Below are 16,199 nucleotides of genomic sequence, written 5' to 3'. Positions count from 1 at the left end.
ATTCGCAACCTTCTGAACCTGAACAGAATCAACGCCGTGCACATTCTCAAGCACGTTTCGTACCGGACAGCCGTGGGACAAGCCCGGGCATGACGGAGTAACTCATGTGCAGGATCGCTCGTCGCGAGGGGCCCCGGTCGAGCCGAGAGCCTACGCCGCCTGCACCTCCTGCGCAGCGATGGCGTCGGCGCGCTTGGTGTTGATCAGGGTCAGCAGCCGTGCGGTGGCGCGGGCGTCGCACAGGGCGCGGTGGTGGTCCTCGAGCGCGATGCCGTAGATCGCGCAGAGCTGGCCGAGGCCGTAGGATTTGTGCCCGGGATATCCGCGCCGCATGCCCGTGCAGGTACACAGCTTCGGGAAGCGGAAGCGTCGCGCCAGCCGTTCGTATTCGGACGACAGGAAACCGTAGTCGAAGTTCACGTTGTGCGCGACGAAGATGCCGTCCTCCATGAACGCCATGAAGCTGTCGGCGATCTCGTGGAAGGCCGGCGCGTCGCGCACCATCTGGTTGGTGATGCCGGTCAGCTCGACGATCTTCGCTGGAATCGGCCGCTGCGGATTGATCAGCGCGTGCCACTCCGCGATCGGCTGGTGGTTGCGGACCTTCACGGCCCCGATCTCGGTGATGCGATCGCCGGCCGACCACGATCCCGTCGTCTCGATGTCGACGACGACATAGATCTGGTCGGGGTCGAAGCGGTAGTCGACGCGGCCGATTTCGGCCGGGATGCCCGCGTTATTCAGCTGGCGCAGCCGGGTCAGCTGATTGCCGCGGATGGCGTCGCCCTCGGCCTTGACCTCGACGAAGGAAAGCCTGCCGTCCCGCACCTGCAGCAGGTCGGGAAAGCCGTCGCGCATGCCGCGGAAGTCCTCGCACATCGCCCTGACGATGTCGGCGAGGCCATCGGCGTGGGCGCGTTCGAGCACGGCGCGCAGCGCATCCACCTGCACGCGCTCCCAGGCGAACAGGCCGTTGGGCCGTCCCCATCTCGCGGCGATGGTGCGCAGGATCAGCGGCAGTGCGGTCCTCGCCCTGATCTGCGCGAGCTTGCCGTCGATCTGCGCGGCGAAGCGGCGATGAAAGGTCCGGTCGCGCAGACACTGCGGCACCCAGTCGAAGCCGCTGTGGAGCTGGCCGGACTCGAACAGCTCGTCCCAGAACAACAGCCCGAACAAGGCGAGCCAGAGCGAGTTCTCGGTGACGTAGACCTCGCCGCCCTGGCGCCGCAGCACGCCGGCGACGCCGGCTTCGGGATGGCCGCGATGCAGGTCGTCGACGACGATCGTCCGCCCCGCGCGCAGCAGGGCCGTGCACAGGCCGGTGCGCTGTCCGCCGAACTTGCGGGCGTAGAAATCCGTCGCAAAGAGATGCTCGTGGTCGCTCTCGGGATCGTCGATGATGTCCCGCAGCAAGACCTCGGCCGCCTCCTTGTCGCCCCGCGCGTAGAGCAGGCGGACGAGGCGTTCGCGGCAATCGGCCGAGCCGCCGTCCCTGTAGAGCCGTTCGGCGAGTTCCTCGTCGCCCTGCTTCTCGAAGAACTGCCCGACCTCGCAGGCGGCGCGCGCCGCGAGGTCGGCGGCGTAGTCGGTGGTTCGCGGCGGGCCGTCGAGGATCGCCGCGGCCGTCTGCCGGTCGATCGCGGCGGAGTGCAGCGCGATCCGGTCCAGCACCTGGCTGTAGTGAAAGCAGGCGTGCGCCTCGTCGGCGTCGGCGAAGCGCGCGCTGAAGGACGTCTCCTGGTTCGTGCGCAGCACGCCGAGATCGCGCAGCGCGAAGTTCTTGAGATTGTCGGCCGTCTTGCCGAAGTAGAGATACAGCAGGAATTCGATCGGGCGCGTGTTGTCCAGCGCGACGAAGCTCGCGGCGCCGCAATGCCGCGCGGCGGCCTCGAAGGGAATGGTCGACAGGAAGAACTCGGCCAGCGCCGGCTTCGACCAGGAGGCGCGGACCTCACGGCCGAACCCGGCCGCACGCGCGCCGTCGAGCAGGGCGGTCTTCGGCTGGCAGAGCACGAAGGCGGCATAGTCCTCGGACCGGAGGTTCCGGGCATGCCCGCAACCCATCAGCTCGCGGATCGCGGCCGGGAGATCGGCGATCTCCGGATACTTGAACAGCGCGCGATTGAAGATCGGTCCGTGCCGGTTGACCATCCGGATCAGCAGGCACTGCGCGTCCTTGGACAGGCGGCGAAAGCGCGCGGTGAACGCGCGATCATCGTCACCGAGAATGTCGCCATAGGTCGTCTCGACGAACCCGAGCATTTCGACGAAGTGGTCGAGATAGTAATAGACCGGCAGCGTGGCAGGTTTCATGTGACGAGCCGGGATCCCATGCGTCTGGCTGACGACCGCGCCTGACGATCAGGCGAACGGGGCGATCGTTCGTTTTTTGTTCTGATCGGCGTATTTGTCAAGATCGACGGATGAAGGGGCCGGGCGACAGCGATGGCGCGGCACGGGTTCCGGCGCCGTCATGACATGATGTCGAACAGCTGATCTCGCCGCTTCAGTGGGCGTCGACGAGGGGACTCGTCGAAGCCGCGAGCCTGCTCGGCTCGGGCGCCGCGACAGCATCGCCGGCGACGGCGAGCGACGGCGCGGAGGGCGCGACGTCGAGGACCTCGATGTTCTCCAGCGCCTGCCGCAGTCCCGTGTGCGCGCGCACGCGCGCGAGAACCGCCGGCGAGACCTCGATCGCGGCGGCTTCGATGGCGTGCCCTTGCAGCGACAGTGCCGGTCCGAGCGGGCGCACCGGGCAGCCATGGGCCGCAATGACGGTCTGGAACACCCAGGGCGGCATCACGCCGAGATAGGACGTGATGCCGTGGGCGACGCCGAATTCCTGGCAGGCCTGGATGAGCTGACCGATCACGCGGCGTCGCCCGCCGGCGCCCAACGCGCGATCGCAGCCGAATCGCGACGCCTCCCACACCTGATCGGCGTGCGGCAGCAGGCCATCCACCAGATCGGGCCATAGCGACTCGACCATGTAGGGGCGTGTCGTCGGAATCAGTCGCGCGGTGCCGAGCGCCTGATCGCGCTCGTCGACGACGATGATGTAGGTGGCCGCCGGCGTGTCGAACTCATCGTACTCCATGCGCTGATAGTGCGGCACGGACCATCCCTGGCGCTCGACGAACATCCTGTATCGCAGCCGATGGTGCGAGATCCACGCCTCGCCATGTTGATGGACGTTGTCCCACCTGACTGCAACGGTACGCATGAGCATCTTCCAATGGGCGACATGATAGGAAGGCGCAGACTAATCGGCTCGACGCAAGCGCTGCAGCTACCCAGTCGAGTAGCGCGATGATCGAGCGAGCGCTGTGGCGCGGCTCCTCTCAGAAAAGCGGTATCTGTCGAGCCGCGCCTCAATATCACCTATAATTCGACGCAATTCTGGGTTGCAATGTTGTGGAGTTCTTGGCTTTTGCAAGGCTCCCATGAGGGCCGTGGGAGCGGTCGGCGTGAATCGCCGAGGCCCCTGATCCGCGGGCGATGTGGACGAAGAGCCGACACGTCCAACTACGCCGTTCCGTACGTCACTCATGCCGGAAATGCTTTGTAGAAAGAGGCGAGCGCCTGAGAATGCTTGTTGAGCAGGCACTTCGCTGAGTCCCGCAGCCGGCAAGCTCGTTCGTGCGGCCGGACTAGGAGGATCGCAATGCTCATGACATGACGCAGCGTCCATATGATGAATCGAATGTGATCGTCATTTGCACGACGGACTGTACAATGATACAATCTACCTCAGGTTGGGATGAAGTTCGGACAAACAAGCGCCTGTTTTCAGCCTCGACAGAGGCGGGCGAGGGGGCACGAGCGGGCCGTCGGCGACCGGAAGGTCGCGGCGGAGTCGTTTTCACGATCAAGATCACGATCACACCGGACCGGAAGTGCCGGACGTCTGCGCAGCTTTGTCTGCCGTGAGGTGGCTATGGACCTCTTCTGCTTCATCGATTGTGCCAACCGCACGCAGTCGCTGCCCGACCTGTTCGAGCTTCTCGTCGGTGCTGCGGCCGAGGAAGGTTTCGGCCAGGTGGCTTACGGCGCCTTGAACTACGTCGAGGCGATGCGGCTGCCCGATCACCCGATGCCGGCGATTGCGCTCAACTTTCCGTCCGCCTGGCGGAAGCATTATTTCGAGCGCAAGTATCACGAGATCGATCCGGTGGTCAGGCGCACCGCCTTTCACAGCAAGCCCTTCATGTGGGATCATCTGCTCAAGCAGGACCGGCTGCAGGCCGGCGAGCGCCGGGTCATCCATGAAAGCCGCGAGGCCGGCCTGAAGCACGGGATGAGCGTGCCGCTGTTCGGGCCGTCGGGGCGCATCTCCGTGCTGTCTTTCGCATCTCACTTCGACGATGCCGATCCCGGCCGGCGTCTCCATCATCTTCACGCCCTGGCGTGTCAGTTCCATGTCGCGTTCGGCGAGCTCGCGAGGCCTGCGACGAGCCACGAGATGATCGAGCTCTCCGAGCGCGAGCGCGAATGCCTGCGGTGGACCGCGGAGGGCAAGTCCTCCTGGGATATCGGGATCATTCTCAAGATCAGCGAGAACACCATCAACTTCCACATCAAGAAGGCCATGAGGAAGCTCGGCACGACCAGCCGGACGGTCGCCGTGGTCAAGGCGATCAGGCTGGGTCTGATCGAGATCCCGGGCCTGTCCGGCTCGGTGATGTCGATGTGGCTCGACAACGCGGACTGAGCCGGTCGCGACGCCCTGATTGGCGGGAGCGCTCGGCCCATAACGTCGGAGAATAGGTCTCCTCGATTTCGGACTTTGACAGCGGTGCGGGACTCTTTCAGCCTGATGCCCGGGTAACGGGCGAGGCATCGGGATGAAGCACCTCCATATCGTGGCGTTCTGCATCGCTGTGCTGCTGACAGCCGCCGGCGTGTCGGCGGCCGAGGTGCCGGCGGGGGCCACCCTGCAGATGGGAGCCGGCGGATCGGACATCACCACGCTCGATCCCCATCGTGCGACGACGAGCACGGACAAGCCGCTGATCGGCCTGATGTTCAACGGCCTCGTCCGCTTCAGGCCGGGAAGTGCCGATTTCAAGGATCTCGAGCCGGACCTCGCCGAGCGCTGGGAAACGTCGGCGGACGGACGAAGCTGGACATTCTTCCTGCGCAAGGACGTCAAGTTTCACGGCAATTGGGGACGCCTCACCGCGGACGATGTGGTCTATTCGCTGACGCGCGCCGCCGATCCCAGCCGTTCGAGCTTCGCTGCGGACTTCGCCGCGGTCGAGAGCATCGCCAAGATCGACGACGGTGCCGTGCGGATCACCCTGAAATATCCGGACCCGAATTTTCTCGGCCGCCTGTCCAACTATCACGGCGGCAACATCGTCAGCAAAAAGGCGGTCGAGGAGCTCGGCGACAAGTTCGGCTCCAATCCGGTCGGCACGGGGCCCTTCGCGTTTGCCGAGCACGAGACGCAGCGGCACGTGAAGCTGGTCGCGAACGAGAGCTACTTCCGCAGGCGGCCGCAGATCGGCGCCATCATGTACCGGACGATTCCTTCCGACAGCGCGCGCGAGCTCGCTTTTGCGTCGGGAGAGCTCGACCTCGTTCAGGGCCGGCGCGAGCAGCGCTGGGTCGATACGACCCGCCAGCGCGGCAACATGGTCGTCGATATCTTCCGGCCGGGAGAATTCCGGACCCTTCACATCAATGCCAGCATTCCGCCGCTCGACAATCTCAAGGTGAGGCAGGCGATCGCCGCCGCAATCAATGTCGACGATCTCGTGCAGTTCGTCGGCAAGTCCGTCAGCCAGAAGGGCTGCTCGGTCGTGCCCCCCGGCTATATCGGAGAGGACTGCTCGCCGGGAGCCTATGGCTACGATCCCGTGAAGGCCAAGGCGCTTCTGGCCGAAGCCGGCTATCCCGACGGCATCACGCTCAAGGTCGTGGTCTCCAACATCTCGGCGATCCTGCCGACGATGGAAATCATTCAGCGCCAGCTTGCCAAGGCCGGCATCAAGCTGGACATGAGCGTCGTCGATCATGCGACGTATCAGAGCCAGATCCGCGGCAATGCCAGCGCGCTGGTGTTCTATGGCGCCGCCCGGTTTCCGGTCGCGGACACTTACCTGACGGAATTCTATCACTCGCGCTCGATCGTCGGAAAGCCGACCGCGGTGGCCAATTTCTCGCATTGCGATGTCGCCGACGACGACATCCAGGCGGCGCGGGTCGAAGGCCGGGCCGAGCGGCAGCAGGAGCTGTGGAAGGACGCCCAGCGCAAGATCCACGACGCCGTCTGCTCGGTGCCGCTGTTCGAGCTTCAGCAGGTCTGGGGACACAGCAAGCGCGTCAACTATGGTTACGAGCTCAAGGGCGCGATGAACCTGGCGCCGCTGATCACCGAGGCGACGACGCTCACGCCGCGCTGAGCGACTCCTGGGACAGGCGCGCAGCCGTGGTCCGCGCCTGCTGAAGAAAGGCATCGACCAGGCCGGCATTGCGGCTGTCGCGCATTCGGCAAAGCTGGAAATCGTAGGACAAGGCCGGTTCGAAGCGGCGGATGGACAGCCGGTCCTGCAGCCCGCTGAACATCAAGGGATGGACCAGCGACACGCCAAGGCCGGCCGCGACGAATTCGCAAAGGGTCGGCGAGACGTTGGCGACGAGCACGGTCTTGGGCCTGACATTGTAGGCATCGAACATCGTCGCAATGCACTGGCCGGCCTGGCTCTCAGGATCGAACGATACGAACGGAACGTTGTCGAGATCATCCGGCTCCACGACGTTCTTCGCGGCGAGCGGGTGATCCGTCGGCATGATGCAGACGAGCGGTTGCTGCGTCAGCGGTTCGGCGATGACATAGGGGTTGTCGATCCGCGAACTGACAAGCCCGACGTCGAGCTTGCGCGTGACCAGCCAGTCCACGATCCATTCCGAGCTGCGCGACTTGACCGAGCAGAACACGTTGGGATGCTGCTGCAGGAAGCCCATCGTCGCCTGCTGAATGAAGGAGCGCGACAACGCCGGCATCACGCCGACGAGCAACTGACCCTGCTCCTCGCGGCGAATCGCCTCCACCGCGTTCTCGACCTGGCGAACGCCCGCGAAGATTCGATCGATCTCCTTGTAGAGCCGCATGCCGCGCTCCGTCGGAGCAAGCCGGCCTTTGACGCGATCGAACAGATTGAGCCCCGTATCCTCCTCGAGATGCGCGATCAGTTTGCTCATCGCCGGCTGGGAGATGTTGAGGATCAAAGCGGCCCGGCTGATCGAGCCGCTCTCGATCACCGCCTTGAACGCCTCCACCTGTCGGAGATTGATCTGACGAGCCATCCCATAACCCTGAAGAATACAGCCACAGATTTTCGACTTTGACCAAATATCTCTTTTTGTCGTCATATTGGGCAAGAGGAAATCTGATGCATCCCGACATCATCGTTATCGGAGCTGGAACGGTCGGCGCGGCCATCGCCTACGGCCTCGCGCGACGACAGCAGCGTGTGCTCGTGCTCGACGGCGACGATCGCGACCACCGCGCGGCGCGGGCCAATTTCGGCCTTGTTTGGCTGCAGGGCAAAGGCCAGAACATGCCGGCCTATCAGCAGCTCTCGCGCCGGAGCGTGGACATGTGGTCCGACTTCGCGTCGGAGCTCACGGGCCTCGCCGGCATGGATCTGCAATACGAGCAGAACGGCGGATTGGCGTTCTGCCTCGGCGAGGACGCATTCGAGAAGCGTCGTCTCGACCTTCAGCGCTTGCACAATCAGCTCGGCGGAGCGGATGCGGATTGGCGAATGCTCGATCGCACCGAATTGGGCAAGCTGCTTCCGAACGTTCGGTTGGGGCCCGACGTGGCGGGGGCGAGCTTCGGCGAACGCGACGGGCACGCCAATCCGCTTCAGCTGCTTGCGGCGCTTCATGCGGGGATTCTGCTTCTGGGCGGAGAACTTCGCCGGAACGCCGTGGTACAGCAGATCATTCCGAGTGAGGCGGGTTTCACGGTGGCGTTCGGAACCGAGACCGTCAGCGCGCCGCGCCTGCTCATCGCGGCCGGCCTCGGATCTCAGGCGCTGGCGCGGCAGGTCGGGCTCGACATCCCGCTGCGGCCGCAACGCGGGCAGATCCTGGTGACCGAGCGGCTCGATCCGTTTCTGCCGTTGCCGACGAGCGGCTTGCGTCAGACGCGGGAAGGCACCGTGATGATCGGTGCCACGCATGAGGAGGCAGGGTTCGACAGCTCGGCGACCGCGACCGCCGCGGCGGATCTCAGCCGGCGGACGCTTCGCATCGTGCCGGCTCTCAGGGAAGCGACGTTGGTCCGTCAGTGGGCCGGCTTGCGCATCATGACTCCCGATGGCTGCCCGGTCTATGCACAGTCAACCAGGCATCGCGGAGCCTTCGTCGCGCTGTGTCACTCGGGCGTGACGCTCGCGGCGCTGCATTCCAGCGTCCTCGCTGATGCGATTGCAGCCGGGCAATTGCCGGGCTCGCTGGATATCTTCCACCAAAGGCGTTTCGATGTTCAGAAAGCTGCATGAGCCCGCCGAGACCGTCACCATCCAGGTCGACGGCGAGCCTCTGACGGCGGAGCCAGGCGAAAGCGTCGCCGCCGTCCTGCTGCGCCAAGCGGTCGTCTGGTCACGCGCGACACCGGTCAAGGGCAACAGGCGAGCACCCTATTGCATGATCGGCGTCTGTTTCGATTGTCTTGCGCAGGTGGACGGCATCGCCTCCGTGCAGACCTGCATGACTCCGGTCCGGGACGGCATGACGGTTCAGCGCCAGCAGGGCAAACGGTGCCTGCCGTCATGACGAGCGCTGACCTTCTCATCGTGGGGGCCGGCCCCGCCGGCATGACGGCCGCGATCACGGCCCGCCGGCATGGACTCGACGTTCTGGTCGTCGATGATCAGGTGTCCCCGGGCGGGCAGATCTGGCGCGCGGTCGAAACCGTGCCGGCGCCCAGGGGAGATATCCTCGGACGCACCTATCTGAGCGGACGGGCGACCACTGACGCGTTCCGCGCCAGCGGCGCGCGTTACATGCCTCGAACCCAGCTATGGCAGATCGAATCCGGCTTCCGCGCCTTCGTGACCCACGATGGCAAAGCCGAGACCATCAAGGCACGCGCCATCATCCTTGCGACGGGCGCCCAGGAACGGCCCGTCCCTTTCCCAGGTTGGACGCTCCCAGGCGTTCTCACCGTCGGTGCGGCTCAAGTCCTGCTGAAGACCGCGGGGCAGATTCCATCCAAGCCCATCTGGGTCGCCGGTTGTGGTCCGCTGCCGCTTCTCTACCTGGTCCAGTTGCTCAACGCCGGAGGGCAAATCGCCGGCTATCTCGACACCACGCCGGCAGGCCGTCATTGGGCGGCTCTTCGGCATCTGCCGAATGCCTTGCGCGCCACGGGAGCGCTGCTCCAGGGCGTCGCGTGGACGTCCATGCTTCGACGGCGCCGCGTGCCCATCATCAAGCATATCGTCGCGCTTGAGGCGCACGGGTCGGACCGCATCGCGTCGCTCAGCTATCGCACCGCCGATGGACGAGAGACGACCGTTTCCACGGACAATCTGCTGGTGCATGAAGGCGTCGTGCCGAGCGTGCACACGGCGCTCGGATTGGGCTGCGCCGTGGAATGGCGCGACGGGCAGGATTGCTATGTGCCGGTTCTCGACCCCTGGGGCGAGACGTCCAGGGCCGGCATCTTCATTGCCGGCGATGGCGCAGGCATTGCCGGGGCAAAGGCCGCGCAGCTTCGCGGTGCGCTTGCCGCGCAGAGAGTCGCGGTGGAGCTCGGGTTTGCGAATGAGCAGGACGTGATGCGGGACGTCGTGCGCAGCCGGAAGATGCTGGCGCGCGAACTGGCCTTGCGGCCGTTCCTCGACGCCCTGTTCAGGCCTCGCGAGACCGTCTTCAATCCGTCCGACGAGACCGTCATATGCCGATGCGAAGAGGTGACGGCGCGGGAGGTCCGGGCCATGGCGCAGATCGGCGGGGCCGGTCCGAACCAGATCAAGGCGTTCACGCGTGCGGGAATGGGGCCCTGCCAGGGGCGGCAATGCGGCTACACCGTCACGCGGCTGCTCGCCGACATTCACAAATGTCCTGCGAGCGAGATCGGCTTCTATCGCGTTCGTCCCCCGTTCAAGCCTGTGACGCTCGGAGAGCTGGCGACCCTCGATGACAAGGAGGATGCATTGTGAGCTATTCGCGTGCTTCGCGATCTGAACCTCAGCCGGGATGTCTCCGCCTTCAGTCGCGACCGATCGGGACGACCGCATGATCAACTTCGCCTTCAAGCGGCTGCTGCTGGCAATCCCGACGCTGCTCGTGATGCTCACCGCGATCTTCGTGCTGGTGCGTCTCGTTCCCGGTGACGCCGCATCCGTCATCCTGGGCGATCAGGCGACCGAAGCATCGCTTCGGGCGATGCGGGCCCGGCTCGGGCTCGATCAGCCGATCCTCACCCAGTATCTCCACTTCCTCGGAGAGGTGCTCACCGGAAATCTCGGGCAGTCCCTGAGCAGCGGCCGGACCGTCGTGCAGGAGGTCCTGCTGGTGCTGCCCTCGACCATCCAGCTCACATTGGCCGCCATCCTGATCGGACTCGTGCTCGGTCTCCCGCTCGGAATCCTGGCGGCGCTCGGCCGCAACAGCTGGATCGACTACGTGTCACGGCTCGTCTCGTTGCTCGGACTTTCCTTCCCGGCATTTGTGTCGGGCATTCTGCTGCTCATCGTCTTCGCGATCCACCTGGGCTGGTTTCCGGTTCTCACGTCGGACAGCTCCGATCCCCTCGACCGGCTGCGAAGCCTGGCCTTGCCCGCGCTGAATCTCGGGCTGATCCTGATGGCCTATGTGGTGCGCGTCACGCGGTCATCCATGCTCGGCGTGCTCGGCGAGGACTACATCCGCACCGCGCGCGCGAAGGGCGTCACGCCGGTTCGCCTCGTCCTGCGGCACGCTCTGCGCAACGGCCTCATTCCGGTGGTGACCGTCGTTGGTCTCTATTTCGGGACACTGATCGGAAACTCCGTGCTCACGGAGATCATCTTCAACCGGCCTGGGCTCGGGAAGCTGATCTTCGGCGCGCTCAATTCCCGCGACTACACGCTGCTCGAGGGATTGATGATCATCTTCGCGATCTGCGTCATCGTCGTGAACACGCTGACGGACATTACCTATGGGCTGATCGATCCGCGGGTGAAATACAAATGACGATCGAGATCGCGACCGTTGGTGTGTCGCAGCCCAACCGGCTGTGGCTGGTGTTTTCCAGGAATCCCCTGTTCTGGCTGGGCGCTTTGCTCCTGACGTTCATCGTGGCGGTCGCGGTGTTCGCACCGCTGATCGCGCCGCACGATCCGCTGGAGCAGAACATCGTCGCACGGCTCGAGCCGCCGTCCCGGGAGTTCCTGCTCGGAACGGACAATTACGGCCGCGATGTCCTGTCGCGCCTGATCTATGGAGCTCGCATATCACTGATGGTCGGCTTCGTCGCGATCCTGATTGCGATGACGATCGGCTGCACCATCGGGATCGTCGCGGGCTATGCCGGGGGCCTGCTGGATCAGTTCGTGATGGGCGTCCTCGACGTCATGCTCTCCTTTCCGGCTCTGCTGCTCGGATTGATGATCGCGGCAATGCTCGGCGCGAGTCTGCAGAACCTCATCATCGCAATCGCCATCACGGAAATCGCGCCGTTCGCACGCGTTGCCCGCGCGCCGACGATTGCCTTGAAGCAGCAGGATTTCGTGATGGCCGGCCGGGCGCTCGGCTTCAGCCCGGTCCGGATCATGGGCGTCCATATTCTGCCTAACCTGATCTCGGATGTCGTGGTGATGAGTTCGCTGTGGATGGCGTCGGCGATCCGCACCGAGGCGTCCCTCAGCTTCATCGGTCTCGGCGTTCCGCCGCCGACGCCGACCTGGGGCAGCATGATCCGCGAAGGATTCGACAACATCCTCGACGCGTGGTGGCTCGCGGTGTTTCCAAGCCTCGCGATCCTGCTGACCGTGCTTGCACTGAACCTGCTGGGCGACGCCCTGCGGGACGCCATCGATCCGAAGCTGAGGGCTGAGTAGCGACATGACATCCTTTCCGAGGCCAGCTCTCGACTTGCGCAACCTGCGGACCGAATTCCGGATCGGCGACCATTGGTATCCGGCCGTGCGCAATCTCTCGCTCGCGCTGATGCCGAACGAGACGCTGGCCGTGGTCGGCGAATCCGGCAGTGGCAAGAGCGTCACCGCGCTCTCGATCCTGCGCTTGCTTCCGCAGGCCGGGGCCCGCATCCAGGGCGGGGAAGTGCTGTTCGAGGGGCAGGACCTGGTGACCTTGTCCGAGCGGGACATGAGCACCATTCGCGGCAATTCGATCGCCATGATCTTCCAGGAGCCGATGACGAGCCTCAATCCGACGATGACGGTCGGCGACCAGATCGCGGAGGCGATCCTCATTCATCGCGGAGGCTCGCGCATCCAGGCCAAGGCCGAGGCGCTCCGGTTGTTGACGGAGGTCAAGATTCCCTCGCCGAAGAGCCGCCTCGACGAGTATCCGCATCAGTTTTCGGGCGGGATGCGCCAGCGCGTCATGATCGCCATGGCGCTCGCGTGCCATCCGAAGGTTCTCCTGGCCGACGAGCCGACCACGGCGCTGGACGTGACGATCCAGGCGCAGGTGCTGAGCCAGCTCGAAGAGCTGAAGCAGGCCTATGGCATGTCGATGCTGTTCATCACGCACAATCTTGGCGTGGTTGCACAGATCGCCGACCGGGTGGCGGTGATGTATGCAGGAGAGGTCGTGGAGCTTGCGAGTGTCGATGCGCTGTTCGCAAAGCCGATGCACCCCTATACGGCGGCGCTGCTGCGGGCGATGCCCCGAGCCGATCGGGCCAATGAAACGCTCGAGCCGATTCCCGGCAGTGTTCCCGCTCTGTCAGCCGTGCCGACAGGCTGCGCCTACGCGCCACGCTGCCCCTACAAGGATCGCAGTTGTACCGAGTTGCATCCGGAGCTCGTGTCATCTGGTGATCCCGGACATCTGGTGCGCTGTCCCGTGAGGCCGGCTGGAGGACTCCACTGATGACGACGTCTCTCGGCGACGGCGAATTCGTCGTACGCAACCTCTCCAAGAGTTTCGTGAGACACGGACGTTCGGGCGCCAACAATGTCCGGGCGGTCGATGACGTGTCCTTCCGCATCCCGAAGGGAACGTCCCTCGGACTCGTGGGAGAGTCCGGTTGTGGCAAGTCCACGGTCGCCCGCGCCATCCTTCGTCTCATCGAGCCCGATCGAGGATCCATCCTCTTCGACGGCATCGATGTGCGGGCCGCGAAGGGCGCCGCCTTGCGCGCGTTGCGGCGCCGGATGCAGATCGTGTTTCAGGATCCCTATTCATCGCTCAATCCGCGCCGGACAATTCGGCAGACCCTGGAAGAGCCCCTTCGCGTTCATCTGCGCAGCTCGTCCAAGGAGATCCGGGAGAAGGCCGAAGCGGCCATGGTCGAGGTCGGCCTGCCGCGCGACGCATTGGAGCGCTACCCGCACGAGTTCTCAGGCGGCCAGCGGCAACGAATCGGCATTGCGAGGGCGCTGGTCCTGGATCCCGAACTGGTGGTCGCCGACGAAGCGGTTTCAGCGCTCGACGTTTCGGTCCAGGCTCAAATTCTCCGGTTGCTGGAGGGGCTTCGCGAGCGTCGCGGCCTGTCCTTCCTGTTCGTTTCGCATGATCTCGGCGTGGTCCGTCATTTCTGCGACCGGGTCTGCGTGATGTATCTCGGCCGTATCGTCGAAGAGGGGCCGACGGTGGATGTTCTCGATCGTCCGCTGCATCCCTATACGAAGCTTCTGCGCGACAGCTATCCGATCCCGGACCCCAAGACGCGCCGGCCTCTGGTCCAGATCGTGGGAGAGGTGCCGTCTGCAACCAATCCGCCTCCGGGCTGCGGCTTCCATCCGCGTTGCCCGAGAGCGGAGGGGCCGTGTCGCGCCGAACCGCCACAACTGGAAACGTCGGGCGGCGACCGCGCCAGCGCCTGCTACTTCCCGGAAACGAGCGACGTCGCCTGGGGCAGCCTGCGCATCGGAGCGCGATGACCGAAGCCGGAGCTTCCTGGCAGGTCCGCGCGCGGGCGCCTCGGCTTCATCCCATGCGGTCGTCGCAGCTTCGCGTGCTCCTGACCAGTTCGGGGCGTGGAACGTAAGTGGTCGGCCCGTCCGGCGCGAAGTCGAGCGAATAGCCCAGTCCTCGGACCGTGCGGATGTAGTTCGGCTCGCCGCGTTCACAAAGAGCCTTGCGGATGCGGCTGATGTGCACATCGATCGAGCGCACGGCGTTTTCCTGGGTATGCGCCCGTATGCTGGATAGAATCTGCTCGCGCGAGAACACCTTTCGGGGGCTTTCGAGGAGGTGTTGCAGGATCCGATACTCGACAGGGCAGAGGCGAATGCAGCGGCCGCCTCGGGACACGCGATGCGCCTCGGACTCCATGACGATATCGGCAAATCGAAGCACCTTCGGACCGAAGCTGGCCGATGCGCGCAACAGACCACGCAGCCGGTCGATGAAGATGTCCGGGAGAAACGGCTTCAAGATGTAGCTCGTCCGATCTGCATGGATGCATTCGTCCTCGAAACGAGGGGGAGCGCTCGCCATGATCAGCGTCGGGACGTGTTGCGTTGCCGGAGTCCGCTGCAACTGTTCGAGAGCGCCGGCGAGCCGGTCTCCGCACGACATGTCGTCCAGGGCGATCACGCCGGGACGCGCGACCGTCGCGGCCGCGATCGCATCTGCCAAAGTGCCGATCAGCAGGCAGTCGAAGCCGTTGCTGTCGAGGATGTATTTCAGGAGGCTCGTGAAACTCTTGTCGCCGACCAGCAGGATGCGCGGTCTTGCGGGCATCGATGCGGACGGGGCTTCGTTGCCTGACGCAGATGCATGAGAAGGCATCTCTGCTTTGCCTGCGCCGGCGCGGTATTCGTCGGCCAGCTCGCTGTCATCGGCTAGGGCTGCTCTGTGCGACATTCCCGTCTCCATCGCTTGTCCGCTGGCGAGACCGAGTAGAGCAGCTTCCGGTAAGCATGGCAGCTACCAGACCGGATAGCGGATCGCGAGGCACGGGCCTCTACCAGGGTTGGTAGTGGAAAGGGGAGTCTGGTCGCCCTAGCTTCGTACAGCAGGCTCTCCGTGCCGCAACCGTTCGCAATTCATCGATGCTTTGGCGCTTCGGTCGAAGGACCCATGGTATGATTGTCGGGGAGGCACGAATGGCAGGCCGCATCGGCGTCATGCAGGGCGACCTCATGGAGCCCGCCGACAAACGGCGACGAGGTTTTCTCAGCGACCGTTGGCGCGAGGAATTCCGGCTTGCCCAGGAAGCTGGCTTCGCGCTGATGGAGTGGAGGATCGGTGAGGAACCGATCCTGATGAATCCCCTGATGTCGCCGATTGGACGCGAGCAACTGCGACAACTGAGCCGCGACTACGGCATCTGCATTCCGTCGTTGTCCGCTGATTTCATCATGCAAGCGCCATTCTACGGGGTCACTGGCCGCGAGCATCGGGCGCGTCTCGATCTGCTCGGCGCCGTGATCGAGGCATGCGCCGAGATCGACATCACGAGCCTCGTGGTACCGCTCCCGCGCGGCGGGCATGAGCTGTCCTCGCGGGACGTGATGGCGTTCCGGTCCGGACTCGATCGGCTCTTGCCGCTGCTCGAGGCTTGTGGCGTCGTCCTCTCGCTCGATGCCGATCTTGATCCGCAGTCACTGGCATCGCTCATTGCGCCATATCCCGTGGACCGGCTCGGCGTCACCTACACGGTCGGGTGTCAATCACCGCTCAGCGCGGCCGCCGATGAGGCGTTTGCCGCTTACGGCGATCGGATCGTGAATGTCCACCTCGAGGGTTGGACTCGACACGTCGAGCGCGCTTCGCCTTGTCGTCAGCAAACCCACTTGGCCGACGCGCGCCATCGGCTGAGGCGCGCCGGCTATTGCGGCGATTTCATTCTTCAATCGCCATCCGGCAATTGCCGCGCGGCGGTGCTGGCCCAGTACGGCGCCATGGCGGCCACCTGGTGGAGTGTCGGTGGGGCGGATCATCTCAGTCTCGCTCCGGGGATGACGGACGTGTCCGAGAGCCTGCAGGAACTGGCTCATACTCAATGACTGCTGGGCGACAGCCCTGCGAGGCAAACTCCCCGCAATGTTTGATTTGAT

General features: G+C 64.6%; 14 protein-coding genes. 10 read left to right on the top strand and 4 right to left on the bottom strand.

Annotated elements, in window-relative coordinates; genetic code table 11:
• Positions 1-150 precede the first annotated feature (150 nt).
• Both ACQR0Z_RS28480 and ACQR0Z_RS28475 read right to left on the bottom strand, forming a co-directional pair.
• On the bottom strand, positions 151-2,313 hold the full coding sequence (locus ACQR0Z_RS28480; RefSeq protein WP_434920822.1) for an exonuclease domain-containing protein: 2,163 nt from the start codon (positions 2,311-2,313) through the stop codon (positions 151-153).
• Between the two features lie 193 nt (positions 2,314-2,506).
• Entirely contained in the window at positions 2,507-3,223 is a 717-nt protein-coding gene (locus ACQR0Z_RS28475; RefSeq protein ID WP_434920821.1) for an acyl-homoserine-lactone synthase, read from the bottom strand.
• Between the two features lie 714 nt (positions 3,224-3,937).
• Between ACQR0Z_RS28475 and ACQR0Z_RS28470 the strand changes: the two genes are divergently transcribed.
• Positions 3,938-4,711: a helix-turn-helix transcriptional regulator gene (locus ACQR0Z_RS28470; RefSeq protein ID WP_434920820.1), complete on the top strand. Its 774-nt coding sequence runs from the start codon at positions 3,938-3,940 to the stop codon at positions 4,709-4,711.
• 133 nt (positions 4,712-4,844) lie between these two features.
• Positions 4,845-6,407: an ABC transporter substrate-binding protein gene (locus ACQR0Z_RS28465; RefSeq protein WP_434920819.1), complete on the top strand. Its 1,563-nt coding sequence runs from the start codon at positions 4,845-4,847 to the stop codon at positions 6,405-6,407.
• Here the strand turns inward: ACQR0Z_RS28465 and ACQR0Z_RS28460 are convergent.
• Positions 6,394-7,311, bottom strand: coding sequence for a LysR substrate-binding domain-containing protein (locus ACQR0Z_RS28460; protein WP_434859707.1), 918 nt, complete (start codon positions 7,309-7,311; stop codon positions 6,394-6,396). The two genes, ACQR0Z_RS28465 and ACQR0Z_RS28460, sit on opposite strands and share 14 nt — an antisense overlap.
• Before the next feature lie 86 nt (positions 7,312-7,397).
• Between ACQR0Z_RS28460 and ACQR0Z_RS28455 the strand changes: the two genes are divergently transcribed.
• The 7 genes from ACQR0Z_RS28455 (at position 7,398) to ACQR0Z_RS28425 (ending at position 14,075) form a co-directional block, all read left to right on the top strand.
• On the top strand, positions 7,398-8,516 hold the full coding sequence (locus ACQR0Z_RS28455) for an NAD(P)/FAD-dependent oxidoreductase (RefSeq protein WP_434920818.1): 1,119 nt from the start codon (positions 7,398-7,400) through the stop codon (positions 8,514-8,516).
• A complete protein-coding gene (locus tag ACQR0Z_RS28450) occupies positions 8,497-8,790 on the top strand; it encodes a (2Fe-2S)-binding protein (protein ID WP_434920817.1) in 294 nt (97 codons plus the stop codon). Before ACQR0Z_RS28455 ends, ACQR0Z_RS28450 begins: the two co-directional genes overlap by 20 nt.
• Positions 8,787-10,181, top strand: a complete 1,395-nt coding sequence (locus ACQR0Z_RS28445) for an FAD-dependent oxidoreductase (RefSeq protein WP_434920816.1) — start codon at positions 8,787-8,789, stop codon at positions 10,179-10,181. Before ACQR0Z_RS28450 ends, ACQR0Z_RS28445 begins: the two co-directional genes overlap by 4 nt.
• Positions 10,182-10,257: 76 nt before the next feature.
• Positions 10,258-11,196 (top strand): ABC transporter permease, encoded by a 939-nt coding sequence (locus tag ACQR0Z_RS28440; protein WP_434859710.1) that lies wholly within the window; start codon positions 10,258-10,260, stop codon positions 11,194-11,196.
• A complete protein-coding gene (locus ACQR0Z_RS28435; RefSeq protein ID WP_434920815.1) occupies positions 11,193-12,062 on the top strand; it encodes an ABC transporter permease in 870 nt (289 codons plus the stop codon). The genes ACQR0Z_RS28440 and ACQR0Z_RS28435 overlap by 4 nt, the downstream gene beginning before the upstream one ends.
• A 4-nt stretch (positions 12,063-12,066) precedes the next feature.
• The gene (locus ACQR0Z_RS28430; RefSeq protein ID WP_434859712.1) at positions 12,067-13,062 is read left to right on the top strand and encodes an ABC transporter ATP-binding protein; all 996 of its coding nucleotides are present in this window, start codon (positions 12,067-12,069) and stop codon (positions 13,060-13,062) included.
• Positions 13,062-14,075 (top strand): ABC transporter ATP-binding protein, encoded by a 1,014-nt coding sequence (locus ACQR0Z_RS28425; RefSeq protein ID WP_434859713.1) that lies wholly within the window; start codon positions 13,062-13,064, stop codon positions 14,073-14,075. The genes ACQR0Z_RS28430 and ACQR0Z_RS28425 overlap by 1 nt, the downstream gene beginning before the upstream one ends.
• Before the next feature lie 46 nt (positions 14,076-14,121).
• Here ACQR0Z_RS28425 and ACQR0Z_RS28420 read toward each other — a convergent pair whose 3' ends face one another.
• Complete coding sequence (locus ACQR0Z_RS28420; protein WP_434920814.1) at positions 14,122-15,003, bottom strand: winged helix-turn-helix transcriptional regulator; 882 nt, start codon at positions 15,001-15,003, stop codon at positions 14,122-14,124.
• A 242-nt stretch (positions 15,004-15,245) separates the two neighbouring features.
• On the opposite strand from ACQR0Z_RS28420, the gene ACQR0Z_RS28415 reads away from it, so the two are divergent.
• Complete coding sequence (locus ACQR0Z_RS28415) at positions 15,246-16,148, top strand: sugar phosphate isomerase/epimerase family protein (RefSeq protein WP_434920813.1); 903 nt, start codon at positions 15,246-15,248, stop codon at positions 16,146-16,148.
• Positions 16,149-16,199 lie beyond the last annotated feature (51 nt).

The organism is Bradyrhizobium sp. HKCCYLS3077, from assembly GCF_051167555.1.
Lineage (GTDB): Bacteria > Pseudomonadota > Alphaproteobacteria > Rhizobiales > Xanthobacteraceae > Bradyrhizobium.
The sequence above is the reverse complement of the archived record's forward strand: the minus strand, read 5'-3'. Positions and strand labels throughout refer to the sequence as shown.

Bases quoted from the DNA above. Each gene is read 5' to 3' on its own strand.
- ACQR0Z_RS28430 (WP_434859712.1), top strand. From the start codon at position 12,067: ATGACATCCTTTCCGAGGCCAGCTCTCGACTTGCGCAACCTGCGGACC.
- ACQR0Z_RS28470 (WP_434920820.1), top strand. From the start codon at position 3,938: ATGGACCTCTTCTGCTTCATCGATTGTGCCAACCGCACGCAGTCGCTG.
- ACQR0Z_RS28425 (WP_434859713.1), top strand. From the start codon at position 13,062: ATGACGACGTCTCTCGGCGACGGCGAATTCGTCGTACGCAACCTCTCC.
- ACQR0Z_RS28445 (WP_434920816.1), top strand. From the start codon at position 8,787: ATGACGAGCGCTGACCTTCTCATCGTGGGGGCCGGCCCCGCCGGCATG.
- ACQR0Z_RS28475 (WP_434920821.1), bottom strand. From the start codon at position 3,223: ATGCGTACCGTTGCAGTCAGGTGGGACAACGTCCATCAACATGGCGAG.
- ACQR0Z_RS28415 (WP_434920813.1), top strand. From the start codon at position 15,246: ATGGCAGGCCGCATCGGCGTCATGCAGGGCGACCTCATGGAGCCCGCC.
- ACQR0Z_RS28450 (WP_434920817.1), top strand. From the start codon at position 8,497: ATGTTCAGAAAGCTGCATGAGCCCGCCGAGACCGTCACCATCCAGGTC.
- ACQR0Z_RS28420 (WP_434920814.1), bottom strand. From the start codon at position 15,003: ATGTCGCACAGAGCAGCCCTAGCCGATGACAGCGAGCTGGCCGACGAA.
- ACQR0Z_RS28440 (WP_434859710.1), top strand. From the start codon at position 10,258: ATGATCAACTTCGCCTTCAAGCGGCTGCTGCTGGCAATCCCGACGCTG.
- ACQR0Z_RS28465 (WP_434920819.1), top strand. From the start codon at position 4,845: ATGAAGCACCTCCATATCGTGGCGTTCTGCATCGCTGTGCTGCTGACA.
- ACQR0Z_RS28480 (WP_434920822.1), bottom strand. From the start codon at position 2,313: ATGAAACCTGCCACGCTGCCGGTCTATTACTATCTCGACCACTTCGTC.
- ACQR0Z_RS28455 (WP_434920818.1), top strand. From the start codon at position 7,398: ATGCATCCCGACATCATCGTTATCGGAGCTGGAACGGTCGGCGCGGCC.
- ACQR0Z_RS28460 (WP_434859707.1), bottom strand. From the start codon at position 7,311: ATGGCTCGTCAGATCAATCTCCGACAGGTGGAGGCGTTCAAGGCGGTG.
- ACQR0Z_RS28435 (WP_434920815.1), top strand. From the start codon at position 11,193: ATGACGATCGAGATCGCGACCGTTGGTGTGTCGCAGCCCAACCGGCTG.